Source organism: Rhizobium sp. F40D2 (assembly GCF_051810745.2).
In the GTDB taxonomy this organism is placed as follows: domain Bacteria; phylum Pseudomonadota; class Alphaproteobacteria; order Rhizobiales; family Rhizobiaceae; genus Rhizobium.
Window position 1 is genome coordinate 3,011,612 of record NZ_CM131436.1, and the last position, 24,127, is coordinate 3,035,738.

Consider the following 24,127-nt stretch of genomic DNA (forward strand, 5'->3'; position numbering starts at 1 on the left):
GGATGGAGAGTGAACTTGCGCCGCAGCCCCGGTCGCCGGACGCTTTCGGGTAATAGGCATCAGCGGCGGACAGAGTCGCTTTTCCTTGCCTTAGCAAGATCGAGAAATTTCGCCTTGATTGTTGCGAAAAGCCCAGGCGGAATGAAGCCGTAGGCGAACATTCCCTCGCTGCCCGGCACGGGTGAAAGCCCGCCCTTCGGCCATTCATCGATATTGTGTTCGGAGACGATGACCCAACTCGGGGCGTCGTCCAGACCGATCGCCTGGTTCACCTTCGGTGGGATCTCTATTCCGACCGTTTCGCCGGACGGCGGCGTATGCGTGATCGGCAGCAGAACGACATAGCGGGGACTGGCCAGGCTATCGCTCGCCGCAACAAGACAGGCGGGTCTGTCTTTGCCCTGATCGCGACCCGCCAAGGCTTCGCGCGACCACAGGTAGTCATAGCGCACGATGAGGCCGGGCTTCGGCTGGGGGATTGAGGCCATGACGCGTTATTTCAGCAACTCATCGAGAGAGGTGTGGGCAGCATCCATCTCCGCTCTCTCGACGGCATCGATGACGACGGACAAGGCATCGGCCGTCAAGTGCGTGCGTTGCGCGGCAGCCCTCAGCCAATCATAATGCTCGGCCGACATCAGCACGAATTCGCGGCGGCCGTGACGGGTGATCTCGACGGGCTCGCGCTGCGCCTGATGCTGAAACGCGCCGAATTTTCGCTGAAATTCCAGAGCCGTGGTCCGGGCCATGATAAGATTCCAAACTTCGATATCCGGATTATACGTATAATTTGGACAAGCTCAAGCCGTCAGGTTACCCCGATCGTCAGCTCCGCGACGAAATCATAGGCGTCGCCGCGATAGAGTGAGCGGGTGAATTCCACGGCGCGGCCGGAGCCTAGATAGGAGATGCGCTCGATCGACAGGCCGGCGGCGCCGACGGAGACGCCGAGAAGCTGGGCGTCGGCTTCCTTCATGTTGGTCGCCGAAATGCGCTGCACGGCGCGCACCGGGCGGACCTGGAGGCGTTCGAGTTCGGCATAGAGCGAATTGGTGACGGCCGAGGGATCGGGGAGAAACTCGCCGGAGACGCTGGCATTCTCGATTGCCAGCGGCTGGTCGTCGGCGATGCGCAGGCGGGAGAGACGGGAGACCTTCACGTCGGTGCCGAGGCCGAGAATCATCATCTCGTCGGGCGAGGGGGTGTGGATGCCCTTGTGCAGCCATTCGGAGCGGGAGGACATGCCGCGGCGCGCCATGTCCTCGGTGAAGGAGGTAAGCTGCGACAGGCGCTGCTCGACCCTCGAGACCGGTTTGGCGACGAAGGTGCCCGAACCGTGACGGCGTACCAGCAGGCCGTCGGCGACGAGTTCGTCGATCGCCTTGCGGACGGTAACGCGGCTGACGGCGGCGAATTCGGCGATATCGCGTTCCGGCGGCAGCGCATCGCCATGGCCGAGCGTGCCGGTGCGCACGGCCTCTTCGAGCGTGCGGCGTAGCTTGACGTAGAGCGGGCCGGTGCCGGCTGCCTGCAGACGCTCCAGGGACAGAAGGGTGGCGAGATCGTCGGTCATGCCGCACCTCTCTGTCCGTCGTGCAGCAGCTTGACGGCAAGTTCGACCGCACCCTGCAGGGCATCGCCCTTCGGCCTGGCAAGCCGTGCCTTGTGGCGTTCGGAAAGCCACGGCTCATAGGCTCCAGCAAGGCCGCCGAGCAGGCAAATCGACGGGCATTCTGGCCAGAGCAGCGCGTCGAGGCTTTCGCCGATCGCCGTTGCCGCGTCCGTGATGATGCCGACCGCGACGGCATCGCCCTTGGCCGCATGTTCGAAGACGACGGGCGCATAGCGGGCAAAATCCGTCGGTCTTGCCGAATGCGCGAATTCGACGATGCGCTCAGGGTCGCTGCCGTATTCGGCCATGATCGCTTCGGTCATGGGGGACGCCGGGCGCACGCCGTCATGGGCGAGCAGCGCTCGTTCCATCAGGTCGCGGCCGACTCGGGCGCCGCTTGCCTGGTCGCCGACGATGAAGCCCCAGCCGCCGATGCCGTTCAGCCGGCCATTCCTGCGGGCATTGTAGACCGAGCCGGTGCCGAAGGCGCCGACGATGCCGTCGCCATCGCCGAGCGCGCCCTGCAAGGCAATCAGCGCATCGGTGACGACGCGGCCTTCGGCAAAGGGCAGGGCCTTTTCGATTCGCTGGCCGTAATCCCTGACATTGGCGCCGGCGACGCCGACCACTGATACAACGGAGGCGATGGTTTCAGCGGCAAGCCCTGCATCGATCAGCGCCTGCCGGGCAGATTCGACGATGTTGAGAAGAGAGTTTTCCAGATCGGACAGGATATTGGCCGGGCCTGCTTTGCCACGGCCGATGACATTGCCATGTCTGTCCGCGACTGCGGCCCGGCAGCTCGTTCCACCGCCGTCTATGCCGATTGCAAGCTCCGTCATCGGGCCTCCGAATACGCTGTTCCCTATGTTTCTTAATACAATACCAAAAAAATACCATTTACCAAGTGGGAATGATGGGGAAAATCATTCTTTTTATCGTATTGATTTTATTTAATAAAATTTTTTAATGAATTTTTGGGGACCGAAAAGTTAAATTCGGCTGGACAATTGGTATTTTTTTGGCATTAATTTGGCAAAAGGGAACAGCACATCGAAGCCCACGAAAACCGGCAGCAAGGCCAAGCCGGAACCGCTTCGAGGATGATCGAGAGAACGACCCGCCGCCTGTCAGGCTGGTGGCGAAGCTCAGCATCCATCGGCTTTTCCCATCATTTTTTGCCGCGCCCGATTCATGTCATGGGCAAGGCGCAGTCCGGCCGCAGGCGATCCGCCTTCGCGTCCGTCGAGCTTTCGGGGCCGGCAGGTGCTGGCGGCCCTCCAAGGGGCGTTGGGTGTTTCCTCAGGCACGCCAACTGCTTGTTTCAGATCCAAAACGGCGCCTTGCGGCGCTAAAAACACAGGAGAGGGAAATGAAAAACACTGCTCTGAAAAGCTTGCTGCTTGCCTCCAGCCTACTGACGTCGGCAGGTTTCGTCCATGCCGCCGATGTCACGCTGACGGTCGAAAGCTGGCGTAACGACGATCTGCAGATCTGGCAGGAGAAGATCATTCCGGCGTTCGAAGCGAAGAACCCGGGCATCAAGATCGTCTTCTCGCCGACCGCGCCGACCGAATACAACGCTTCGCTGAACGCCAAGCTCGATGCCGGCTCCGCAGGCGATATCATCACCTGCCGTCCGTTCGATGCGTCGCTCGAACTCTTCAACAAGAAGCAGCTCGTCGACATCACCAGCCTGCCTGGCATGGAGAACTTCTCGCCGGTCGCCAAGGCCGCCTGGACGACCGACGACGGCAAGTCGACCTTCTGCGTGCCGATGGCTTCGGTCATCCACGGCTTCATCTACAACAAGGATGCCTTCGACAAGCTCGGCATCTCCGTGCCGAAGACGCAAGACGAATTCTACGCAGCGCTCGACAAGATCAAGGCCGACGGCACCTACATTCCGCTCGCCATGGGCACGAAGGATCTCTGGGAAGCCGCCACCATGGGCTACCAGAACATCGGCCCGAATTACTGGAAGGGCGAGGACGGCCGCGCCGCCCTGATCGCCGGCAAGCAGAAGCTGACGGATGCCGACTGGGTCAAGCCCTATGAGGAGCTTGCCAAGTGGAAGCCTTATCTCGGGGATGGCTTCGAAGCCCAGACCTATTCGGACAGCCAGAACCTCTTCACGCTCGGCCGTGCGGCGATCTATCCGGCCGGTTCGTGGGAAATCGCGCTGTTCAACAGCCAGGCCCAGTTCAAGATGGGCGCCTTCCCGCCGCCGGTTCCGAAGGCCGGCGACACGGGCTACATCTCCGATCATCCCGATATCGGCGTTGCGCTGAATTCGAAGAGCACGCATGCCGAGGAAGCCAAGAAATTCCTCAGCTGGGTCGCATCGCCCGAGTTCGCCGATATATATGCCAACGCGCTGCCGGGCTTCTTCAGCCTGAACTCTAACCCGGTCAAGATGTCCGATCCGCTTGCTCAGGAATTCGTTTCCTGGCGCGGCCCGTACAAGTCGACCGTGCGCTCGACCTACCAGATCCTGTCGCGCGGCACGCCGAACCTTGAAAACGAGACCTGGGTGGAGTCGGCCAACGTGATCAACGGCACCGATACGCCGAAGGTCGCTTCCGAAAAGCTCCAGAAGGGTCTCGACAGCTGGTACAAGCCGGCCAAGTGATGTGCAGAGGGGCGGCGTTTGCGGCCCCTCATCCGGCCTGCCGGCCACCTTCTCCCCGCGAGCGGGGAGAAGGAGACTCGCAGCGACCTCCCAGCCCGATCTGATCAGGGCGCGGTCCCTCTCTTCCCAGGTGGGTAGAGGGTCAGGGTGGGAGCATGTTTTCCATCTGCGCTGCGCCTCGCAGCCAGTCGACAAGAACAGGCAAAAGCCATGAGCGAAACCGACAACGCGATCGATATCGTCCCGATCAAGCGCCCGGTGCGCTGGCACATCTTCGTCTTCATGCTGCCCGCCGTGATCGTCTATTCCGCCGTCATGGTGCTGCCGCTCATCGAGACGCTCCGGCTTTCGCTCTACAATATCGTCGACGGTCAGCCGGCCTTCGTCGGTTTTGCGAATTTCAAGGTGCTGTTCGGCGATCCGCGCTGGGCGCGTGATTTTTGGAATGCGCTCGTCAACAACCTGATCTTCTTTGCCATCCACATGTGCGTGCAGAACCCGATCGGCGTGGCGCTTGCCGCCCTGCTTTCAGTGCCGAAGCTCCGCGGTGTCGCCTTCTACCGCACGGCGATATTCCTACCGACGCTGCTCTCCTTCGTCATCGTCGGCTTCATCTGGAAGCTGATCCTCTCGCCGATCTGGGGCGTGGCGCCCTGGATGCTCGATCTCATCGGATTGAAATTCCTGTTCGCGCCCTGGCTCGGCAAGCCCGGCTCGGCGCTGATCGCCGTGTCGCTGATCTCCAACTGGCAATATATCGGCATTCCGATGATGCTGATCTATGCCGCCTTGCTCAGCATCCCCGAAGAGGTGATCGAGGCGGCCGAATGCGACGGCATCACCGGCTGGGCCCAGTTCTGGAAGATCAAGCTGCCTCTCATCCTGCCGGCGATCGGCATCATCTCGATCCTGACCTTCGTCGGCAATTTCAACGCCTTCGACCTGATCTACACGGTGCAGGGGGCGCTCGCCGGACCCGACATGTCGACCGATATTCTCGGCACGCTGCTCTACCGCACCTTCTTCGGTTTCCAGCTTCAGCTCGGCGACCGCTCGATGGGCGCGACGATCGCAACCGTGATGTTCCTCATCATCCTCGCCGGCGTCTCGCTCTATCTCTTCGTCATCCAGCGGCGCATGCGTCGCTACCAGTTCTGAGGAGCGCGCATGTCCAAGGCACGCACATCTCCGATCCGCACCGGCCTCGTGCATCTGGCGCTTGGCGCCTATACGCTGGTCGCGCTGTTTCCGGTTTTCCTGACCGTCGTCAACTCGTTCAAGGATCGGGCATCGATCTTCCGCGAGCCGCTGATGGTGCCGACGCCGTCAACCTTCAGCCTCGTCGGCTATCAGACGGTGCTCGGGCAGGGCGATTTCGCCACCTATTTCCAGAACAGCTTCATCGTGACGATCGTCTCGATCCTGCTGGTGCTGCTCTTCGGCGCCATGGCGGCCTTTGCGCTCTCGGAATACCGTTTCCGCGGCAATACGCTGCTCGGGCTCTATATGGCGATCGGCATCATGATCCCGATCCGTCTCGGCACGGTGGCAATCCTGCAGGGCATGGTGGCGGCAGGCCTCGTCAATACGCTGACGGCGCTGATCCTCGTCTACACCGCGCAGGGCATACCGCTGGCGATCTTCATTCTGTCGGAATTCATGCGCACGGTTTCGGACGATCTCAAGAATGCCGGGCGCATCGACGGGCTTTCCGAATATGCGATCTTCTTCCGCCTGGTGCTGCCGCTGGTGCGCCCCGCCATGGCGACGGTCGCCGTCTTCACGATGATCCCGATCTGGAACGATCTCTGGTTCCCGCTGATCCTGGCGCCCTCCGAGGCCACCAAGACGGTGACGCTCGGCTCGCAGATCTTCATCGGCCAGTTCGTCACCAACTGGAATGCGGTGCTGGCGGCGCTGTCGCTGGCGATCCTGCCGATCCTCGTCCTCTACGTCATCTTCTCGCGGCAGCTGATCCGCGGCATTACCTCAGGAGCCGTCAAGTGAGCGATAAACCCATCCGCGTCCTCGTTGCCGGCCTCGGCAATATGGGCCGCAGCCATGCGCTCGCCTATCACAACAATCCAGGCTTCGAGATCGTCGGTCTCGTCAATCGCTCGACGCCTAAGCTGGAGCCCGAGCTGCAGGCCTATACGATCCATCCCGATTTCACGACGGCGCTCGCCGAGCTGAAGCCGGACCTCTGCTCGATCAACACCTATTCCGACAGCCATGCCGATTATGCCGTCGCCGCCTTCGAGGCCGGCTGCGACGTCTTCGTGGAAAAACCGCTGGCAACCACCGTCGCCGACGCCGAGCGGGTCGTCGCTGCGGCGAAGAAGGCGGGGCGCAAGCTGGTGATCGGTTACATCCTTCGCCATCACCCCTCATGGACGAAGCTGATCGAGGAAGCACGCAAGCTCGGACCGCCTTACGTCTTCCGCATGAACCTCAATCAGCAGTCCAGCGGCCCAACCTGGGCGACGCACAAGTCGCTGATGCAAACCACCTCGCCGATCGTCGATTGCGGCGTGCATTATGTCGACGTCATGTGTCAGATCACCGACGCCAGAGCCGTCGAAGTACGCGGCATGGGGCTGCGGCTGTCCGACGAGATTGCCGCTGACATGTATAATTACGGCCAGTTGCAGGTGCTCTTCGAGGACGGTTCGGTCGGCTGGTACGAGGCCGGCTGGGGGCCGATGATCTCGGAGACCGCGTTTTTCGTGAAGGATGTGATGTCGCCGAAGGGCGCGGTGTCGATCGTCATGGATCCGAACGCCAAGTCCGACGATATCGACACCCACACCAAGACCTCGGTGATCCGTCTGCATACGGCCGAAACCGGCCCGGACGGCAAGTTCATCCGGCCCGACCAGGACATGAGGATGACGGGTGAGCCCGGTCATCAGGCGCTCTGCGACATGGAACAGGCCTTCATGCTGAGGGCGATCCGCGAGGATCTCGACCTCGATCGCCATATGGCGGATGCCGTGGCGTCGCTGCGCATCTGCCTTGCCGCCGACGAGAGCGTGCGTACCGGCCAGCCGGTCAGATTGTAAGGAAAAATCAGTGGGATCACTTCAACTCAAATCCATCCGCAAGACCTATGGCACGCATGAGGTGCTGAAGGGTATCGACCTCGAGGTGAGGGATGGCGAATTCGTCATCTTCGTCGGGCCATCTGGCTGCGGGAAGTCGACGCTGTTGCGCAGCATTGCCGGCCTCGAGGACGTCACCTCGGGCGCCGTCGTCATCAATGGCCGCGACGAGACGCTGACGCCGCCGGCCAAACGCGGCATCGCCATGGTGTTCCAGTCCTATGCGCTTTATCCGCACCTGACGGTCAAGGACAATATGGGGCTTGGTCTCAAGCAGGCCGGCACGCCCAAGGACGAGATCGACAGCCGAGTCGGCAAGGCATCCGGAATGTTGTCTCTCGCGCCCTATCTGGCGCGGCGGCCGGCCGAACTATCAGGCGGCCAGCGCCAGCGCGTCGCGATCGGCCGCGCCATCGTGCGCGAACCGGAACTCTTCCTGTTCGACGAGCCGCTGTCGAACCTCGATGCGGCGCTGCGTGTCCAGACCCGCCTCGAAATCGCCCGGCTGCACCGCAGCCTGAAGGCAACGATGATCTATGTCACCCACGACCAGGTCGAGGCGATGACGCTTGCCGACAAGATCGTCGTGCTGAATGCCGGCGCGATCGAACAGATTGGCTCGCCGATGGAACTTTACAATCGCCCGGCCAATGTCTTCGTCGCCGGCTTCATCGGCTCGCCGCAGATGAATTTCATCGCGGCCGAAAAGGTCGGCGATCACAGCGCCAAGACGATCGGCGTGCGTCCCGAACACATGACGCTGTCGCGCGAGCAGGGGAGTTGGGCGGCGAAGGTCGTGCATGTCGAGCATCTCGGCGCTGACACGATCATCTATCTGGAATCCGACCAATGCGGCCTGCTGACGGCACGTCTGTTCGGTGAACACCAGTACGAGCCCGACGAGATCGTTTATGCGACACCGGATCAGGCCCGTGTGCACCGCTTCGATGCGGACGACCAGGCGATCCGCGCGTAGCCGACACCGGATCTATTTTCGGAAAACATGCGTGCAAATTTCAAAGGAGGGCTCGGTCGCAGCCCTCCTTTTTTCCATATCGCTCCGGCCGGAGGCCACGCTTGACTTTTTTATCGTAGATCGTATACGTTATTCTAAAAAACTGAAGGGCCTCCTTCACTTGATTTTCATGCGGTTTCGGCTGCAAAACTACTGCACGCTTTTGCTGGAAGTGCTCAGGTTTCGAACAATAGGCGCGGGGAACATCAAATGCGTACCTCCAAGGTCGTGCATATCGTCAGCTGCCATGCAGAGGGTGAGGTCGGCGATGTCATCGTTGGCGGCGTCGCGCCGCCGCCCGGCGCAACGGTCTGGGAGCAGTCTCGGTGGATTGCCGAGGATGATGCACTTCGAAATTTCGTGCTGAACGAACCTCGCGGCGGCGTGTTCCGTCATGTCAACCTGCTTGTCCCGCCGAAGAACCCCAAGGCGCAGATGGGCTGGATCATCATGGAGCCGGCCGACACACCTCCGATGTCGGGCTCGAACTCCATGTGCGTGTCGACCGTGCTGCTCGATACCGGCATCATCCCGATGCAGGAGCCAATCACACGCATGATCCTTGAGCCGCCGGGCGGCCTGATCGAGGTCGAGGCTGAGTGCCGCAACGGCAAGGCCGAACGCATCCGCGTCCGCAACGTCCCGTCCTTTGCCGACAAGCTCGGTGCCAGGATTGAGGTCGAAGGTATCGGCACGGTCACGGTCGACACGGCCTACGGCGGGGACAGCTTCGTCATCGTCGATGCGGCGTCCATAGGGCTCAGCCTTCGACCTGACCACGCCCGCGATATTGCCCGCATGGGCGTCAAGATCACCGAAGCCGCCAACGAGCAGCTTGGCTTCAAACACCCTGCCAATGATTGGGGCCACATCTCCTTCTGCCAGATCACCGATCCGGTCGAGATAAGGGATGGCGTGTTCTGGGGTAAGAACGCGGTCGCCATCCGTCCGGGCAAGATAGATCGTTCTCCTTGTGGCACGGGATGTTCGGCTCGCATGGCCGTGCTCCACGCCAAGGGCCAGATGAAGGCAGGCGATAAATTCGTCGGCACCTCGCTGCTGGACACGGAATTCCACTGCAGCATCGATAGCGAAGTCGACATCAACGGCAAGCCCGGAATCATCCCGATTATCTCGGGTCGCGCATGGGTCATCGGCACGAAGCAGCTCATGGTCGATCCGGCTGATCCGTTCCAGACCGGTTACCGCCTCTCCGACACCTGGCCGATGGACCTTTGAAGACGGGATGCCGTTAAGCAACGCAAATGGCGCCGTTTTTATACGGCGCCATTTGCATGGGTGGTTCGTCAAGCTCAGTCGCGGATGACCAACAGATCGGCTGCCATGAAGCGCAGCGTCACCGTTTCGCCGGCCTGCGGCGGGGTGACGCCGGGGCTGTTGAACATGTCGAAGGAAATGACGTTGCCGCCGACATTCATGCGGGTACGGATGACCGAACCCAGGAAGTGGGCCGAGACGACCTGGCCGGTGAGCGCAGTATCGCTTCTGACGCTGTCGGAGAGCGAGCCTGCTTCCGGGCGCAGCGCCAGCGAGATGGTCTCGCCGGCCTTGTGGGCTGCGACCGACTGCTTCAGCGTGATGGCCTGATCGCCGATCTGGATGCGGTTGGCGTCGGGATCGACGACCTTGGCCTCGATGAGGTTCAGCGTGCCGACGAAGGAGGCGACGAAGCGTGTTGCCGGCGTGTTGTAGATCTCAAAGGGCGAACCGATCTGGTCGGCCTTGCCGGCATTCATGACGACGATGCGGTCTGAGATCGACAGCGCCTCTTCCTGGTCATGGGTGACGAACACCGTGGTGATGCCGAGCTGCTGCTGGATCTGGCGGATTTCCTCGCGCAGCGAGACGCGGATCTTGGCGTCGAGTGCGGAAAGCGGCTCGTCGAGCAGCAGCACCTGCGGCTTGACGGCAAGCGCTCGAGCAAGGGCTACACGCTGCTGCTGGCCACCCGACAATTGGTAGGGGAAGCGATCGGCCAGGTGATCGAGTTTGATCAGGCCGAGCATTTCCTTGACGCGGGTGTCGATCTCAGGCTTGGGGGCGCCGGCGACCTTGAGGCCGAAGGCGACGTTGTCGTGCACCGTCATATTGGGAAACAGCGCGTAGGCCTGAAACACCATGCCGATATTGCGCTGGTTCGGCTTCAGTGCGCTCTGGTCCTTGCCGTTGATGGTCAGCGTGCCGCCGGTCGGCGTTTCGAAGCCGGCGATCATGCGCAGAACGGTCGTCTTGCCGCAGCCAGATGGCCCGAGAAAGGAGACGAACTCGCCCTTCTCGATATTCATGTTGAAGTTCTTGACGACCTGGACCGGGCCGAAGGATTTCTGAATGTTGTTCAATGTGAGAAAGGACATGAGCCGAATACCTTAAGCCTTTGCCGGGCGGGCTTTGCCGAAGCGGGAAACGAGGTTGAGCAGGCCCATGCTGAGCCAGGTGATCGAGAAGGCGATGACGGCAAGCGCCGAAGGCTCATAAGCCTTGTTGGCACCGACAAGCTGCAGGTAGGGGCCGAAGGCAGGACGGTTGAGCAGGGCGGCGAAGGTGAATTCGCCCATGACGATCGCGAGCGTAATGAAGGCACCCGACAGCACGCCACTCATGACGTTGGGGAAAATGCACCTGAACATGATGGTCGTCCAGCGGGCGCCGAGGCTCTCGGCCGCTTCCGTTAGCGTCCGAACGTCGATGGCGCGCATGGCGGTGTCGACGGCGCGGTACATGTAGGGCAGGGACAGCGTGATATAGGAGAAGACCAGCAGAATGTTGGTGCCAGTCGTCGAACCCGTCAGCGGCAGATAGGACGACGAGTTGTACATCCTGAGATAACCGAAGACGATGACGATTGCCGGAATGACGAGCGGCAGCAGCGTGATGAATTCGACGACCGGGCGCATCTGCGGCAGCCGCAGCCGCACCCAGTAGGCCGTCGGAACGACGAGCAGCATGCCGAAGACGATGGTCAAAAGCGCCATCATCATGGAATAGCCGAAGGTCTCGCGGAACTGGGCGTCCGAGAAGACCGACTGATAGGCATCGAGGCTGTATTCGCCGCGGCGCATGCGCAGCGAAAATTCAATGGTGCCGATTAACGGAATGATGAAATAGGACGCGCCCAGAATGATGGCGATCCAGGCTCCGAGACGTTGCGCTTTCATTTCTGCCACCGTTCGGCGCGCATGCGCAGCATGAGGTAAAGGACATTGGAGACGCCGGTGATGACGATCATGCCGAGCGCAATGGCGTAACCAAGGTTGGCATTGTGCAGAACGTCGCCGCGGATCTGCGCATATAGCAGGATCGGCACGATGTTCAGCGAGCTGCCGGTCAGCGCGAAAGCGGTGGCGATGGCGCCGAAGGCGTTGGCAAAGAGCAGCAGCGTCGTGCCGAGCAGGCTCGGCCAGAGGATCGGTAGTGCGACCATCGTCCAGTACTGACGGTTGGTGGCGCCGAGGATCTGCGAGGCTTCACGCCATTCCTTCTTCATGCCGTCGAGCGCCGGCGTCAGGATCAGCACCATCAGCGGGATCTGGAAATACATATAGGTGATGGTGAGGCCGAAGAAGGACAGCAGGTTGAAGCCGGTGCTGTAAAGGTTGAAGTCGAACCATTCCCGCAGGAAGACCGTCACGAGGCCGGTGCGGCCGAGCGTTGCCAGAAAGGCGAAGGCGAGCGGCACGCCAGCGAAATTGGAGGCGACGCCGGAGAAGGTCAGAAGCGTCGAGCGCACCGAGTTCGGCAGACCGCCGAGCACAACGGCCCAGGCGAGGAAAAAGCCGATCAACGCGCCGCCCAGAGCCGAGGCGACCGAGACGCGGATACTGATCCAATAAGCGCTCATGATCGACGGCGTAAAGAGATCGCCGATATTCTTCAGCGTAAAACTGCCCTCGGGTGTCAGGAACGCGCCGGCCACGAGATAAAGCGTCGGGACGATCAGGAACAGCAGCGAGAAAATGATGAAGGGGGCAATGCCCAGCCAGTCGATCACGCGATCTTTGCTGATCAAGGGGGCGCTGCTCACCATCGGCGTTGAAACGGTACTCATGGAAAAGCTTATCCTGGGGCGTCGGGGTGAGAAAACCTCCCCGCCTTTGCGGCGGGGAGGCAGGATCAGAAGTTACTTGACGCTGGCGCCGACCACGGAATCCCAGTTCTTGGTGATGGTTTCCTTGCCGGCAGCCTGCTCTTCGAGCGTCGGGAAGACGGCCTTTTCATAGGCTGCTGCCGGCGGCAGCTTGTCGAGCAGGTCCTTCGGGATCTTGTTGTTCTTGGCAAGATCGTTGAAGCGGATCGGGTGGCAATAGCCCTTCAGCCAGCCGAGCTGACCTTCGTCGGAATAGAGGTATTCCATCCAGAGCTTGGCAGCGTTCGGGTGCGGAGCGAAGGCGGAAATCGCCTGGACGTAGACACCGGCAACAACGCCCGTCTTCGGAACGACGACCTCGAACGGAGGATTGCCCTTGAGGCTCTGGCCCCAGGACAGGGCGTTATAGTCCCAGGCGACGATGATCGGCGTCGAGCCCTGTGCGAAGGGAGCCGCCTTGCCGACAACAGGCACAAAATTGCCCGCCTTGTTGAGTTCGGCGAAGAACTTCAGGCCTTCTTCGCCGGCCTTGGCCGCGTCACCGCCGGATACGGAAAGACCAGCGGCATAGACGCCCTGGACAGCCTGGTTGGCGCTGCGCGGATCGCCTGCAAGCGCGACGGTGTTTGCGTAGTCGCTCTTCTTCAGGTCGGTCCAGTCGGCCGGCGATTCCTTGACGAGGTCCTTGTTCACGAGGAACGAGAGAACGCCGTAATAGTCGCCGTACCAGTAGCCTTCGGCATCCTTGGCCGTGTCCGGGATCGAATCCCAGGTGGAGACCTTGTAAGGCTGGATCAGGCCGTCCTTCTTGGCAGACGGACCGAAGGAGAGGCCGACGTCGATGACGTCAGGAGCCTGCGGGCCGGTGTTGCCCTTGTTGGCCTTGATGGCTTCGACTTCGTCGCCCGAACCTGCGTCCGGGTTCAGTTCGTTGACTTCGAGGCCATACTTGGCCTTGAAGCCGGCAATGACATCGCCGTAGCCGCACCAGTCGTGCGGAAGAGCGATCGTGGTGAGGGTGCCTTCCTTCTTGGCGGCGGCGATAAGTTCAGCGCTCGGCTCGGCGGCGGCAATCGCGGTCGAAGCCACGATCATCGCAGTAGAGAGCGACAGAAGTCGAGAAATGTTAGAGATCACTGTTGTTCTCCTTCGGGTTTTCAGTGTCTGGCGATGCTGTTAATCAGCTTACATGAAGCTTGTGTGACGGGTGGATGACGTTAACTTTGCTATGAATAGCAGGCGTTTGCGACACGTGTTTTATTTGCGACGACACGACCTGTTTCCGCGAAAGTCCGTCCTTGTTCTCCCCTTTGTTTTTCTTGTCCCTCCTAACCCGGTTTGCGGAAAAGCTTGGTCTGCTCGAACAAGCCCTCAAGAGTCTTCATGCGCTCCTTCGTCTCGTCCCAAGTGGAATTCTGAACGGCCTCGATGAGCGCTTCGACGATGAAGAGGGTGACGACGGAGGAGTCCCAAGCCGACGGCGCCTCGATCCGAACGCGGAAGGCATGCCGGGCGAGCTTGGCGGCGGGCGAGCTCCACTGGTCGGTGAAGACGACGATTTCTGCGCCGCGTTTGCGAGCGGCAGTGGCAAGGCTCACCATCTCCTGCTCGTAGCGGCGGATATCGAAGATGATCAGAATGTCGCCGGCATTCATGTTGAGAGCATATTGCGGCCAGCTGCTGGAGTTCGACGACAGCAGCGTCGTCGCCGGCCGAATCACCTGCATATGGGTGAAGAAATACTCGGCAAGCGCGCCGGTGATGCGGCCGCCGACGAAATAGAGGCCGCGCTTGCGGTCCGACAGCAGTGAGGCCACGCTGTCGAAAGTCGCGGTGTCCAGATCGGTCAGCGTCTGACGCAGATTGCTCATGATGGCATCGGCGAACCGGTTGAGGATATGAGTGCCAGGCGCGTTCTGGGCCCAACGATCATGCTTGGCGATCGGGTTGGAGATCGTCGCCTCGACCTCCAGATGCAAATGCGCCTGAAAGTCCGGATAGCCCTTGAAACCGAGTTTCTGCACCATGCGCACGACGGTCGGCGTCGAAACGCCGGCATTCTCGGCGATCGTGGTGATGCTGCCGAGACCGGAGACTGGATAATTGTCGAGAAGGCTTTCGGCCAGTTGCTTCTCGGCGCGCGTCAGCACCCCGAAATGCGAGTGTATGACGTCCGAAACCGTCTTCGACGCAACTGTCACCTAACTATGCTCCCCGGGATGGTCTGGCGCCACTTTCCCATTCAAAGTTAACAACGCTGTCATAATCCATGTCAACCACTGTCATGAAAAGAATTTTTCAGTCGACGCTTGACAGTGACCAAAACCTGAAGAATTCTTTTCTTGGAAAGATTTTATTAAGGGATAGGAGTGGCGCCATTGGTGCTGGCCGGGTCGAAAATCCTCAGCGAAGCGGACGGCGACTGCGTCGAGATAGAGCGCGTCGGAGGCCGAAGCCCGGTGCTGCTCGTCTGCGAACACGCTTCGAATGTGCTTCCCGCTCATTTCGGCGATCTCGGCCTGCCCAGCGAAGCGCTCTCGAGCCACATTGCCTGGGACCCGGGGGCTCTTCCGGTTGCCCGCGGCATATCGGAAGGGCTCGATGCGACGCTGGTCTACCAGCGCTTCTCCCGACTGATCTACGACTGCAACCGGCCACCGAGTTCACCCGGCGCGATGCCTGAAGCAAGCGAGATCTATGCCATTCCCGGCAACACCGATTTGACCGCTGAAGAACGGCTTGCGCGCACCGCCGCCCTCTACGTGCCTTTCCACGATGCCATCCGCGGGCTGATCCGTGATCGCCGGGCGAGGGGGCAGGACAGCATCATCGTGACGATTCACAGCTTCACGCCGGTCTATCACGGCCGCGAACGCGCCGTCGAACTCGGTATATTGCACGACGAGGACAGCCGGCTCGCCGACCGGATGCTGGAGGCTGCGGCCGAGGCGCCGCTTTACAGGACGGAGCGCAACCAGCCTTACGGGCCCGAGGACGGCGTGACCCACACGCTGATCCTGCACGGGCTTTCGAACGGCTTGCGCAATGTGATGATCGAGGTCCGCAACGACCTCGTCGCAGACGATGTCGGCCAAGGGGTCATGGCCGACTATCTAAAAGGGCTGCTCCAGCAAAGCCTGGACGCCTGATAAAAAGAAGACCCGAGGGAGCAGTCTAACTGCGAACGTCCGCACGGCGCAAATGCCGCGGGCAATTTGGCACTGAACCGGCCCGCAATCCCGCGGCCGATCGTGAACAGGGGGAAGTCATGTCGGACTATACCGAACTGGACAAAAAGCAGGATGTGCACATCCTGCATTCCATGGGCTATGCCCAGGAACTCGAACGGCGAATGAGCTCATTCTCGAACTTCGCCGTCTCATTCTCCATCATCTGCATTCTCTCCGGCGGCATCAATTCGCTGGCGCAGGCGACCGCGGGCGCCGGCGGAGCCGCCATCGGCATCGGCTGGCCGCTTGGCTGCTTCATCTCGCTCGTTTTCGCCGTCGCCATGGCGCAGATCAGTTCTGCCTATCCGACGGCCGGCGGCCTCTATCACTGGGGTTCGATCCTCGGCAACCGCTTCACCGGCTGGCTGACCGCCTGGTTCAACCTGCTCGGTCTCGTCACCGTGCTCGGCGCCATCAATGTCGGCACCTATTATTTCTTCATGGGCACGTTCGGCACAGGCTATCTCGGCTTGACGGACACGATCACGGTGCGGATCGTCTTCCTCGTCATCATCACCGGCGCGCAGGCGCTCGTGAACCATATGGGCATCGGGCTTACCGCCAAGCTCACGGACTTCTCCGGCTATCTGATCTTTGCGACCGCGATCTGCCTCGCCGCGGTTTGCCTGATCGCTGCGCCTTCCTATGAATTCGGCCGGCTCTTCACCTTTGCCAACTATTCTGGCGAGGTCGGCGGCAACGTATGGCCCGAGACTTCGAGCACCTGGGTTTTCCTGCTTGGCCTCCTGCTGCCGATCTACACGATCACCGGCTATGACGCCTCCGCTCATACCTCGGAAGAAACGGTCAAGGCGGCGCATTCCGTTCCGCGCGGCATGATCTCCTCCGTTCTCTGGTCGACACTGTTCGGCTACATAATGCTGTGCTCCTTCGTCTTGATGATCCCGAACATGGACGATGCGGCCAAGCAGGGCTGGAACGTGTTCTTCTGGGCGATGGACAGCCAGGTGAACCCTGTTATCAAGGAAATTCTCTATCTCGCGATCCTCGTCAGCCAGTGGCTGTGCGGCCTTGCGACCGTCACCTCGGTTTCCCGCATGATCTTCGCCTTCTCGCGTGACGGCGGCCTGCCGGCATCGAAGGCGCTGTCGAAAGTCAGCCCGCAGTACCGCACGCCGGTGGCTGCGATCTGGACCGGCTCGATCCTTTCGGTGCTGTTCGTCTGGTTCACCTCACTCGATATCATGAAAATCGGCGACACTCCGGTCTACACGATCGTCGTTTCGTGCACGGTCATCTTCCTCTTCTTCTCCTTCGCGATCCCGATTACGCTCGGCCTCTTCGCCTGGGGCACATCGAAGTGGGACAAGATGGGTCCGTGGAACCTCGGCGAAGGCCTCTTCAAGCTCTTTGCAGGGCTGTCGATCATCGCGATGGTGCTGATCTTCATTCTCGGAATCCAACCGCCGAATGGTGCTGCGCTTTACGTCACGGTCGGATTCCTCTTGCTGACTGCGATCGTCTGGTTCGGCTTCGAAAGCCGGCGCTTCAAGGGGCCGCCGATCGGCGCCGAAGTGGCAAAGCGCCAGGCCGAAATCGCGGCGGCAGAGGCAGCCGTCGGCGAAAGCGGCGAACGCTAAATATCGAAACTTCCCACTCGAATGGCGGGGCCGCACCTGCGGCCCCCACACCGGTGCAACGAAAAGGCATCAGGCCCACATCTGGCCGAGCGCATGCGATTTCGTTGCCCCGATCTTCTCAATTCCAATGTCAGGCGGATCAATCATGAGCAGCTACACAATCGACGATCTCAAGAAGGATGTTGCCGAAGGGCGCATCGATACGGTTCTGGCTTGCCAGGTGGACATGCAGGGCCGGCTGATGGGCAAGCGCTTTCAGGCGGAATATTTCGTCGAGAGCGCCTGGAAGGAAACGCATAGCTGCAACTATCTGATCGCCACCGACATGGAAATGGAGACCGTCTCCGGCTACAAGGCGACGAGCTGGGAAAAGGGCTACGGCGACTATACGATGAAGCCGGATCTCGCGACCCTGCGCCGCATTCCCTGGCTTGAGGGCACAGCGCTGGTGCTCTGCGACATGCTCGACCATCACACCCATGAGGAAGTCGCCCATTCGCCGCGCGCGATCCTGAAGAAGCAGGTGAAGCGCCTGGAGGACATGGGCATGAAGGCCTACATGGCCTCCGAGCTCGAATTCTTCCTGTTCGACCAGAGCTACGAGGCGGCGCATACGGCGGGCTACCGTAATCTCAAGCTCGTCAGCGCCTATAACGAGGACTATCACATCTTCCAGACCACCAAGGAAGAAGATGTGATGCGGGCAATCCGCACCGGGCTGCAGGGCGCCGGCATTCCGGTCGAAAACTCCAAGGGCGAGGCCTCCGCCGGCCAGGAGGAGATCAATGTGCGTTATGCCGACGCGCTCGCCATGGCCGACCGTCACGCGATCATCAAGAACGGCTGCAAGGAGATCGCCTGGTCGAAAGGCAAGGCCATCACCTTCCTTGCCAAGTGGAATTACAACGCCGCCGGCAGTTCCTCGCATATCCACCAGTCGCTCTGGAGCCTGGAGGAGAAGCCGCTGTTCTTCGACCATACCGGCAAATACGGCATGTCGCCGCTTATGCATAATTATGTTGCCGGGCTTCTCGCTCATGCGAGCGAGATCACCTATTTCCTGGCGCCCTACATCAATTCCTACAAGCGCTTCATGGCAGGCACCTTCGCACCGACCAAGGCGATCTGGAGCAAGGACAACCGCACCGCCGGCTACCGCCTCTGTGGCGAGGAAACCAAGGGTATCCGCATCGAGTGCCGCGTCGGCGGCTCCGACCTCAATCCCTATCTCGCCTTCGCCGCGCTGCTCGCGGCCGGTATCGACGGGATCGAGAACAAGCTCGAACTCGAAGCCCCCTTCGTCGGCGACGCCTATGGCGGTAAGGGCGTTCGCGAAATCCCGCGCACGCTGCGCGCGGCCACGACCGAAATGACGGAATCGGCAATGCTGCGCAAAGCCTTCGGCGACGATGTCATCGACCATTATACCCGTGCTGCCGAATGGGAGCAGGAAGAATACGATCGCCGCATCACCGATTGGGAAGTGGCGCGCGGTTTCGAAAGAGCTTAATAGGCTTTTTGAGGGTTGCTTGCCCCTCACCGTAACGACCGGGGCCGACGCGGGTCTCGGCCCGTCCTTCGGACCCTCGTTTTACGCGGGGAGGGGACCTGACACACTGATCGCTTGAGAGTTCGGAAAACGGTGCGGCATAACACCTTCTCCCCGCGAGCGGGGAGAAGGTGCCGGCAGGCGAATGAGGGGCTTACGCCCTCGACGAAATTTTTGATCAATACGAGGACGGAAATCGATCATGACAATGATCCAATGCATTTCACCGGTTGACGGGTCGGTCTATGCCGAGCGCGCCGCACTTTCTCTCGATGCCGCCAAGGATGTGGTGGCGCGGGCCCGCAAGGCGCAGAAAGCCTGGGCTAAACGGCCGCTCGAAGAGCGCGTGCAGCTTGTGCTGAAGGGTGCTGCGCGGCTGAACGAGATGTCCGGCGTCGTCGTGCCGGAACTTGCCTGGCAGATGGGCCGGCCGATCAAATACGGCGGCGAATATAAGGGTTTCAATGAGCGCTCCAACTATGTCGCCTCGATCGCGGCCGATGCACTGGCGCCTGTTGTCGTCGAAGAGAGCGATCGTTTCGAACGCCGTATCGAGCGCGAGGCACATGGCGTCGTCTTCGTCGTTGCGCCGTGGAACTACCCCTATATGACGGCGATCAACACGATCGCGCCGGCGCTGATGGCCGGCAATACCGTGGTGTTGAAACATGCCTCGCAGACGCTGCTGGTCGGCGAGCGCCTGGTGCAGGCCTTCATCGAGGCCGGCGTTCCCGAGGATGTGTTCCAGAACGTCTTCCTCGATCATCAGACGACCTCGGCGCTGATTGCCGCGGGCAGCTTCAATTTCGTCAACTTCACCGGATCGGTCGAAGGCGGACGCTCGATGGAGCGGGCCGCCGCCGGCACCTTTACCGGCCTCGGCCTCGAACTCGGCGGCAAGGATCCGGGTTATGTCATGGACGACGCCGATCTCGACGCGGCCGTCGACACGCTGATGGACGGCGCGACCTACAATTCAGGCCAGTGCTGCTGCGGTATCGAGCGCATCTATGTGCATGAGTCGCTCTACGACGCCTTCGTCGAAAAATCGGTCGCCTGGGTGTCGAATTACAAGCTTGGCAATCCCCTCGATCCCGAGACCTCGCTCGGGCCGATGGCGAACAAGCGCTTCGCCAAAGTGGTACGCGAGCAGATTGCCGATGCGGTTTCCAAGGGCGCCAAGGCGCTTGTCGACCCGAAGCTTTTCCCTCAGGACGACGGCGGCGCCTATCTCGCGCCGCAGGTCCTCGTCGATGTCGACCATTCCATGGCCTTCATGCGCGAGGAGACTTTCGGTCCGGCGGTCGGCATCATGAAGGTGAAGAGCGACGAAGAGGCACTCGCCCTGATGAATGACAGCCAGTACGGGCTGACAGCTTCACTCTGGACCAAGGATGCCGAACGGGCAGGACGGCTCGGCCGCGAGATCGAAACCGGCACCGTTTTCATGAACCGTGCAGATTATCTCGATCCGGCGCTCTGCTGGACCGGCGTCAAGGAGACCGGCCGCGGCGGCTCGCTGTCGATCATCGGCTTCCAGAATCTGACGCGCCCGAAATCCTTCCACCTGAAGAAAGTCACAGCATGAGCAGCAACATCACAGCAAACTGGAGCTATCCGACATCGATCAAGCTCGGCCGGGGCCGGATCAAGGAACTGGCCGACGCCTGCAAGAGCCTCGGCATCAAAAAGCCGCTGCTGGTCACCGACCGCGGCCTCGCCTCGATGGCGATCACCAAGAACGCGCTCGACATCCTCGAAGATGCCGGCCTCGGCCGGGCGATCTTTGCCGATGTCGATCCGAACCCGAACGAGAAGAACCTCGAGGCCGGCGTCAAGGCGTTCAAGGAGGGCGGCCATGACGGCGTCGTCGCTTTCGGCGGCGGCTCGGGCCTCGATCTCGGCAAGTGCGTCGCCTTCATGGCCGGCCAGACCCGGCCGGTCTGGGATTTCGAGGATATCGGCGACTGGTGGACACGCGCAAGCCTCGAGGGCATCGCTCCGATCGTCGCCGTGCCGACGACGGCGGGCACCGGCTCGGAAGTCGGTCGCGCCAGCGTTATCACCAATTCCGTGACGCATGTGAAGAAGATCATCTTCCATCCGAAGTTCCTGCCTGGTGTCGTCATCTCCGATCCGGAACTGACGGTCGGCATGCCGAAGATAATCACGGCCGGCACCGGCATGGATGCCTTTGCCCATTGCCTGGAGGCCTATTCCTCGCCCTTCTATCACCCGATGTCGGCCGGCATTGCGCTTGAAGGCATGCGGCTCGTCATGGAATTCCTGCCGCGCGCTTATCGGGAAGGCACCGATCTCGAAGCCCGCGCCAACATGATGTCCGCCGCCGCCATGGGTGCGGTCGCCTTCCAGAAGGGGCTCGGCGCAATCCATGCGCTGTCGCATCCGATCGGCGCCGTTTACAACACCCATCACGGCATGACTAATGCGGTTGTCATGCCGGCGGTGTTGCGTTTCAATCGCAAGGCGATCGAGGAAAAGATCGGCCGCGCCGCCGCCTATCTCGGTATTTCGGGCGGTTTCGACGGCTTCTACGACTATGTATTGAAGCTTCGCTCCGACCTTGGCGTGCCGGAGACGCTGACGGCGATGGGAATCGCTGCCGACCGCATCGACGAATTGTCGGCCATGGCGATCGAGGATCCGAGCGCGGGCGGCAACCCGGTTGCGATGACGCTCGAAAACACCAAGGCGCTGTTCAGGGATTGCTTCTGACATAAAAGCGCGTCGCATTGACATTGCATCATGCGAGGCGCTTTCGCTCTTTGTTTAGGCATTCGTCATGCCTGAGCCGCTGCACGCTTGCGGACGGCATGCATGAGAGGCGACCCTGCACGTCGGCCCGGAAGGCTTTGGTCTTCCGGGCTTTTTCGTATGGGCGGCATCCCCAATTTTAGGGATGTGAAAAATACCGGCTGCAATTTCGCCGCGCGCGTTTGGGATTTGTTAACTATGATTGTAAAGGATGCCTTAACCGCACGATGCTCCGACAGTGCGTAAGAAAGAGCGATACCGGCTCGCGCTATTCCTTCCGAGGACCGAACATGCCTGTCATTACATTCGCAAACACCAAGGGCGGCGCCGGCAAGACGACCGCTGTTCTCCTGCTCGCCACCGAGCTTGCCCGCAAGGGTTATCGCGTCACCATTCTCGACGCCGATCCACAGCACTGGATTTCACGCTGGCATGAGATCTCGGGTCACGTGCCCAATATTTCGGTGATCGATTTCGTCACAACCGCCTCGCTGCCGCTGCACATCAGCGAGAACAAGCACAATACCGACTATTTCATCGTCGACCTGCCAGGTGCGCGCAATCCGCTGCTTGCCACCGCCGTCGGCCTTTCCGACCATGTGCTGATCCCGATCCAGGGCTGTGCGATGGATGCCCGCGGCGGCGCGCAGGTGCTCGAACTGCTGCAGTATCTGGACGAAAAGGCCGGCATCAAGATCGGTCATTCGGTGGTGCTGACCCGCGTCAACTCGATGGTGACGACCCGGGCGCTGCAACTCGTCAAATCGCTGCTCAGCGAGCGGCACGTGCCGGTGCTGGATACGGCGATCATTGAACGCTCCGCCTTCCGCGACATCTTCGACTGTGGCGGCACGTTGCACACGCTCGATCCCGCCCGTGTCAGCAATCTCGACAAGGCGCGTGAAAACGCCACCTGTTTTGCCGAGGAGATAATGAGCAAGCTGCCGGCTCGGCTTACGGCGTCGCCCCGGATGGCAACGGCGGCCTGACCATCCCCGGTATGAAACGAAAAGGCCGCCGGAGCGATCCGGCGGCCTTTTCCGCGTCGTTGTCACGCCGGCTTCAATCGACGAATTCGACCGTCACTCCCGGCTTGACCATCTTGGCAAGCTCGGTTGCGTCCCAATTGGTCAGGCGGATGCAGCCATGGCTCTGGGTGCGGCCGATCTTGGAAGGCTCGGGCGTGCCGTGGATGCCATAGGTCGGCTTGGAGAGCGCCATCCAGACGGTGCCGACCGGGCCGTTCGGGCCGGGCGGAATGTTGAGAACCTTGTCGTTGGCGCCCTGCTGGAAATTGATCTTCGGATTATAGGTATAACCGGGATTGAACGCGACCCGCTCGACAGTCACGGTGCCCGACGGGGAGGGTGTGTCGGTGGAGCCGATCGATGCCGGATAGGCGGCAATGAGATTGCCGGCGCTATCATAGGCAAAGACCTGCTTGCGGCCCTTGTCGGCGATGATGCGGGCAACTTCGCCGCTCTTCGGCTCGCCCGGATTGACGACCTTGATGACAGTGCCGGCGACGCTGAAATCGGCGCCGGGGTTCATCTCCTTGAGGAAGGCCTCGTCCATGTGGAAGCGCTCGGCCAGCATTTCGGTGGTCGATGTATAGGCAAGCGACGGCAGCAGCGCCTTATGCGAATAGTCTTCCGGGATCTCTGCGACGTAAGGGCCGGCTGCATCGGCCGGCGTGATGGTGTAGCTGACGACCGGCAGGCCGCCATTCATGCGCAGCTCTTCCAGAATGGCGTCGGTGTCGTTCGGGTCGAGTTTGGAGCCGGTCATCTGGTCATAGGCATAGATCGACTTAGTGACATTCGAGCCCATATGGCCGTCGATGACACCGGGCGAGATGCCGGCGCGATCGAGGAAGACCTGGAGTGCGACGATCTCCGGCTTCGACTTGTTCTTCAGCGTGATGACGGGTTCATCCGGCGCGGCCTTGGGCGCGTCTGCGGGCGGAATCTGCTGGTCGGGATCGATCGAGGCATAATCGTCGCCGGATTGCGGATTGCCGATGCTGTTGTCCTCGGGATAGGGCTGCTCGCCGAGCGGCTGGCGTTCGATCGCCGCATCGCGCGGGATGCCGCCGGTGACTGCACCACGCTCGGAATAGCGTGTGTCGCCATAGGTGTTGTCGTCGGCATAATAGGGATCGTTGCCACCCTGGTCGGCGTAGACATCACGCCGGCCGGGGCGCGGCGGATAATAGCCGCGGGCGCGCATCTCGGTGGCGACGATATTGCCGTAGTCGTCGATCAGCACGCGGTTGCCGCTACGGTCGCGGGCGTAGATATAGCCGCGCGGGACATAGTCGAGGATTTCGCCGCTCGGGGTTACGAGCACGACATCGCTCTGGCGACGGTCGCGGAACTGCTGCGCGCCGGCCTCCGGTGCCGCAGCCATAATGGCTGCCAGCACTGCCGCAAGCGAAAATGCCGACTTTAAGAATCGATTCACGTCTCACACCTCGAACAGTGATTAGGCCGACACACACCTGCGAA

At 61.0% G+C, this 24,127-nt stretch carries 22 protein-coding genes; 12 read left to right on the top strand and 10 right to left on the bottom strand.

The features are described 5' to 3' along the window. Positions 1 to 59 precede the first annotated feature (59 nt). The 4 genes from ACS4RS_RS14410 to ACS4RS_RS14425 are packed head-to-tail and all read right to left on the bottom strand — an operon-like array spanning position 60 to position 2,454. On the bottom strand, positions 60 to 488 hold the full coding sequence (locus ACS4RS_RS14410) for a hypothetical protein (protein WP_439010434.1): 429 nt from the start codon (positions 486 to 488) through the stop codon (positions 60 to 62). A 6-nt stretch (positions 489 to 494) separates the two neighbouring features. Further along, positions 495 to 749: a type II toxin-antitoxin system prevent-host-death family antitoxin gene (locus ACS4RS_RS14415; RefSeq protein ID WP_054182650.1), complete on the bottom strand. Its 255-nt coding sequence runs from the start codon at positions 747 to 749 to the stop codon at positions 495 to 497. Between the two features lie 59 nt (positions 750 to 808). Next, complete coding sequence (locus ACS4RS_RS14420) at positions 809 to 1,573, bottom strand: GntR family transcriptional regulator (RefSeq protein ID WP_012558410.1); 765 nt, start codon at positions 1,571 to 1,573, stop codon at positions 809 to 811. Then, the gene (locus tag ACS4RS_RS14425; protein WP_439010433.1) at positions 1,570 to 2,454 is read right to left on the bottom strand and encodes a BadF/BadG/BcrA/BcrD ATPase family protein; all 885 of its coding nucleotides are present in this window, start codon (positions 2,452 to 2,454) and stop codon (positions 1,570 to 1,572) included. Before ACS4RS_RS14425 ends, ACS4RS_RS14420 begins: the two co-directional genes overlap by 4 nt. A 530-nt stretch (positions 2,455 to 2,984) precedes the next feature. Between ACS4RS_RS14425 and ACS4RS_RS14430 the strand changes: the two genes are divergently transcribed. The 6 genes from ACS4RS_RS14430 to ACS4RS_RS14455 all read left to right on the top strand — a co-directional run bounded on the left by ACS4RS_RS14430 (position 2,985) and on the right by ACS4RS_RS14455 (position 9,599). Continuing rightward, positions 2,985 to 4,244 carry an extracellular solute-binding protein gene (locus ACS4RS_RS14430; RefSeq protein ID WP_439010431.1) on the top strand — a complete coding sequence of 420 codons (1,260 nt, stop codon included), beginning with the start codon at positions 2,985 to 2,987 and terminating at the stop codon, positions 4,242 to 4,244. 210 nt (positions 4,245 to 4,454) lie between these two features. Continuing rightward, on the top strand, positions 4,455 to 5,402 hold the full coding sequence (locus ACS4RS_RS14435) for an ABC transporter permease subunit (RefSeq protein ID WP_439010430.1): 948 nt from the start codon (positions 4,455 to 4,457) through the stop codon (positions 5,400 to 5,402). Between the two features lie 9 nt (positions 5,403 to 5,411). Beyond that, entirely contained in the window at positions 5,412 to 6,251 is an 840-nt protein-coding gene (locus ACS4RS_RS14440) for an ABC transporter permease subunit (RefSeq protein WP_439010429.1), read from the top strand. Between the two features lie 41 nt (positions 6,252 to 6,292). Further along, positions 6,293 to 7,306 (top strand): Gfo/Idh/MocA family protein, encoded by a 1,014-nt coding sequence (locus ACS4RS_RS14445; protein WP_449313976.1) that lies wholly within the window; start codon positions 6,293 to 6,295, stop codon positions 7,304 to 7,306. A 10-nt stretch (positions 7,307 to 7,316) separates the two neighbouring features. Further along, positions 7,317 to 8,321, top strand: coding sequence for an ATP-binding cassette domain-containing protein (locus tag ACS4RS_RS14450; RefSeq protein ID WP_439010427.1), 1,005 nt, complete (start codon positions 7,317 to 7,319; stop codon positions 8,319 to 8,321). Between the two features lie 249 nt (positions 8,322 to 8,570). Continuing rightward, on the top strand, positions 8,571 to 9,599 hold the full coding sequence (locus ACS4RS_RS14455; RefSeq protein ID WP_439010426.1) for a trans-3-hydroxy-L-proline dehydratase: 1,029 nt from the start codon (positions 8,571 to 8,573) through the stop codon (positions 9,597 to 9,599). Positions 9,600 to 9,673: 74 nt separating this feature from the next. On the opposite strand, the gene ACS4RS_RS14460 is transcribed toward ACS4RS_RS14455, so the two are convergent. The 5 genes from ACS4RS_RS14460 to ACS4RS_RS14480 form a co-directional block, all read right to left on the bottom strand. After that, positions 9,674 to 10,735 (bottom strand): ATP-binding cassette domain-containing protein, encoded by a 1,062-nt coding sequence (locus ACS4RS_RS14460; RefSeq protein WP_439010425.1) that lies wholly within the window; start codon positions 10,733 to 10,735, stop codon positions 9,674 to 9,676. Positions 10,736 to 10,747: 12 nt separating this feature from the next. After that, a complete protein-coding gene (locus tag ACS4RS_RS14465; protein WP_003593296.1) occupies positions 10,748 to 11,536 on the bottom strand; it encodes an ABC transporter permease in 789 nt (262 codons plus the stop codon). Further along, complete coding sequence (locus tag ACS4RS_RS14470; protein WP_439010424.1) at positions 11,533 to 12,426, bottom strand: ABC transporter permease; 894 nt, start codon at positions 12,424 to 12,426, stop codon at positions 11,533 to 11,535. Before ACS4RS_RS14470 ends, ACS4RS_RS14465 begins: the two co-directional genes overlap by 4 nt. A 72-nt stretch (positions 12,427 to 12,498) precedes the next feature. After that, positions 12,499 to 13,602 (bottom strand): ABC transporter substrate-binding protein, encoded by a 1,104-nt coding sequence (locus ACS4RS_RS14475; RefSeq protein ID WP_439010423.1) that lies wholly within the window; start codon positions 13,600 to 13,602, stop codon positions 12,499 to 12,501. 191 nt (positions 13,603 to 13,793) lie between these two features. Further along, entirely contained in the window at positions 13,794 to 14,666 is an 873-nt protein-coding gene (locus tag ACS4RS_RS14480; protein WP_003593299.1) for a MurR/RpiR family transcriptional regulator, read from the bottom strand. A 177-nt stretch (positions 14,667 to 14,843) separates the two neighbouring features. On the opposite strand from ACS4RS_RS14480, the gene ACS4RS_RS14485 reads away from it, so the two are divergent. The 6 genes from ACS4RS_RS14485 to ACS4RS_RS14510 all read left to right on the top strand — a co-directional run bounded on the left by ACS4RS_RS14485 (position 14,844) and on the right by ACS4RS_RS14510 (position 22,609). Continuing rightward, on the top strand, positions 14,844 to 15,614 hold the full coding sequence (locus ACS4RS_RS14485) for an N-formylglutamate amidohydrolase (RefSeq protein WP_439010422.1): 771 nt from the start codon (positions 14,844 to 14,846) through the stop codon (positions 15,612 to 15,614). A 119-nt stretch (positions 15,615 to 15,733) separates the two neighbouring features. After that, a complete protein-coding gene (locus ACS4RS_RS14490; RefSeq protein WP_439010421.1) occupies positions 15,734 to 17,296 on the top strand; it encodes an amino acid permease in 1,563 nt (520 codons plus the stop codon). A 145-nt stretch (positions 17,297 to 17,441) separates the two neighbouring features. Next, a complete protein-coding gene (locus ACS4RS_RS14495; RefSeq protein WP_439010420.1) occupies positions 17,442 to 18,806 on the top strand; it encodes a glutamine synthetase family protein in 1,365 nt (454 codons plus the stop codon). A 241-nt stretch (positions 18,807 to 19,047) separates the two neighbouring features. Next, positions 19,048 to 20,433, top strand: coding sequence for an aldehyde dehydrogenase family protein (locus ACS4RS_RS14500; protein ID WP_439010419.1), 1,386 nt, complete (start codon positions 19,048 to 19,050; stop codon positions 20,431 to 20,433). Beyond that, positions 20,430 to 21,581, top strand: coding sequence for an iron-containing alcohol dehydrogenase (locus ACS4RS_RS14505; RefSeq protein WP_449313697.1), 1,152 nt, complete (start codon positions 20,430 to 20,432; stop codon positions 21,579 to 21,581). Before ACS4RS_RS14500 ends, ACS4RS_RS14505 begins: the two co-directional genes overlap by 4 nt. Positions 21,582 to 21,910: 329 nt before the next feature. Continuing rightward, positions 21,911 to 22,609 carry a ParA family protein gene (locus ACS4RS_RS14510; RefSeq protein ID WP_003593307.1) on the top strand — a complete coding sequence of 233 codons (699 nt, stop codon included), beginning with the start codon at positions 21,911 to 21,913 and terminating at the stop codon, positions 22,607 to 22,609. Between the two features lie 73 nt (positions 22,610 to 22,682). Here the strand turns inward: ACS4RS_RS14510 and ACS4RS_RS14515 are convergent, their stop codons facing one another. Then, complete coding sequence (locus ACS4RS_RS14515; RefSeq protein WP_439010417.1) at positions 22,683 to 24,083, bottom strand: L,D-transpeptidase family protein; 1,401 nt, start codon at positions 24,081 to 24,083, stop codon at positions 22,683 to 22,685. Positions 24,084 to 24,127 lie beyond the last annotated feature (44 nt).

What these genes read in the sequence shown, in the direction of transcription:
- ACS4RS_RS14470 (WP_439010424.1), bottom strand. Translation starts at nt 12,426, where the DNA reads ATGAGTACCGTTTCAACGCCGATGGTGAGCAGCGCCCCCTTGATCAGC.
- ACS4RS_RS14440 (WP_439010429.1), top strand. Translation starts at nt 5,412, where the DNA reads ATGTCCAAGGCACGCACATCTCCGATCCGCACCGGCCTCGTGCATCTG.
- ACS4RS_RS14510 (WP_003593307.1), top strand. Translation starts at nt 21,911, where the DNA reads ATGCCTGTCATTACATTCGCAAACACCAAGGGCGGCGCCGGCAAGACG.
- ACS4RS_RS14420 (WP_012558410.1), bottom strand. Translation starts at nt 1,573, where the DNA reads ATGACCGACGATCTCGCCACCCTTCTGTCCCTGGAGCGTCTGCAGGCA.
- ACS4RS_RS14445 (WP_449313976.1), top strand. Translation starts at nt 6,293, where the DNA reads ATGGGCCGCAGCCATGCGCTCGCCTATCACAACAATCCAGGCTTCGAG.
- ACS4RS_RS14505 (WP_449313697.1), top strand. Translation starts at nt 20,430, where the DNA reads ATGAGCAGCAACATCACAGCAAACTGGAGCTATCCGACATCGATCAAG.
- ACS4RS_RS14460 (WP_439010425.1), bottom strand. Translation starts at nt 10,735, where the DNA reads ATGTCCTTTCTCACATTGAACAACATTCAGAAATCCTTCGGCCCGGTC.
- ACS4RS_RS14500 (WP_439010419.1), top strand. Translation starts at nt 19,048, where the DNA reads ATGACAATGATCCAATGCATTTCACCGGTTGACGGGTCGGTCTATGCC.
- ACS4RS_RS14410 (WP_439010434.1), bottom strand. Translation starts at nt 488, where the DNA reads ATGGCCTCAATCCCCCAGCCGAAGCCCGGCCTCATCGTGCGCTATGAC.
- ACS4RS_RS14465 (WP_003593296.1), bottom strand. Translation starts at nt 11,536, where the DNA reads ATGAAAGCGCAACGTCTCGGAGCCTGGATCGCCATCATTCTGGGCGCG.
- ACS4RS_RS14495 (WP_439010420.1), top strand. Translation starts at nt 17,442, where the DNA reads ATGAGCAGCTACACAATCGACGATCTCAAGAAGGATGTTGCCGAAGGG.
- ACS4RS_RS14490 (WP_439010421.1), top strand. Translation starts at nt 15,734, where the DNA reads ATGTCGGACTATACCGAACTGGACAAAAAGCAGGATGTGCACATCCTG.
- ACS4RS_RS14455 (WP_439010426.1), top strand. Translation starts at nt 8,571, where the DNA reads ATGCGTACCTCCAAGGTCGTGCATATCGTCAGCTGCCATGCAGAGGGT.
- ACS4RS_RS14415 (WP_054182650.1), bottom strand. Translation starts at nt 749, where the DNA reads ATGGCCCGGACCACGGCTCTGGAATTTCAGCGAAAATTCGGCGCGTTT.
- ACS4RS_RS14425 (WP_439010433.1), bottom strand. Translation starts at nt 2,454, where the DNA reads ATGACGGAGCTTGCAATCGGCATAGACGGCGGTGGAACGAGCTGCCGG.
- ACS4RS_RS14430 (WP_439010431.1), top strand. Translation starts at nt 2,985, where the DNA reads ATGAAAAACACTGCTCTGAAAAGCTTGCTGCTTGCCTCCAGCCTACTG.
- ACS4RS_RS14435 (WP_439010430.1), top strand. Translation starts at nt 4,455, where the DNA reads ATGAGCGAAACCGACAACGCGATCGATATCGTCCCGATCAAGCGCCCG.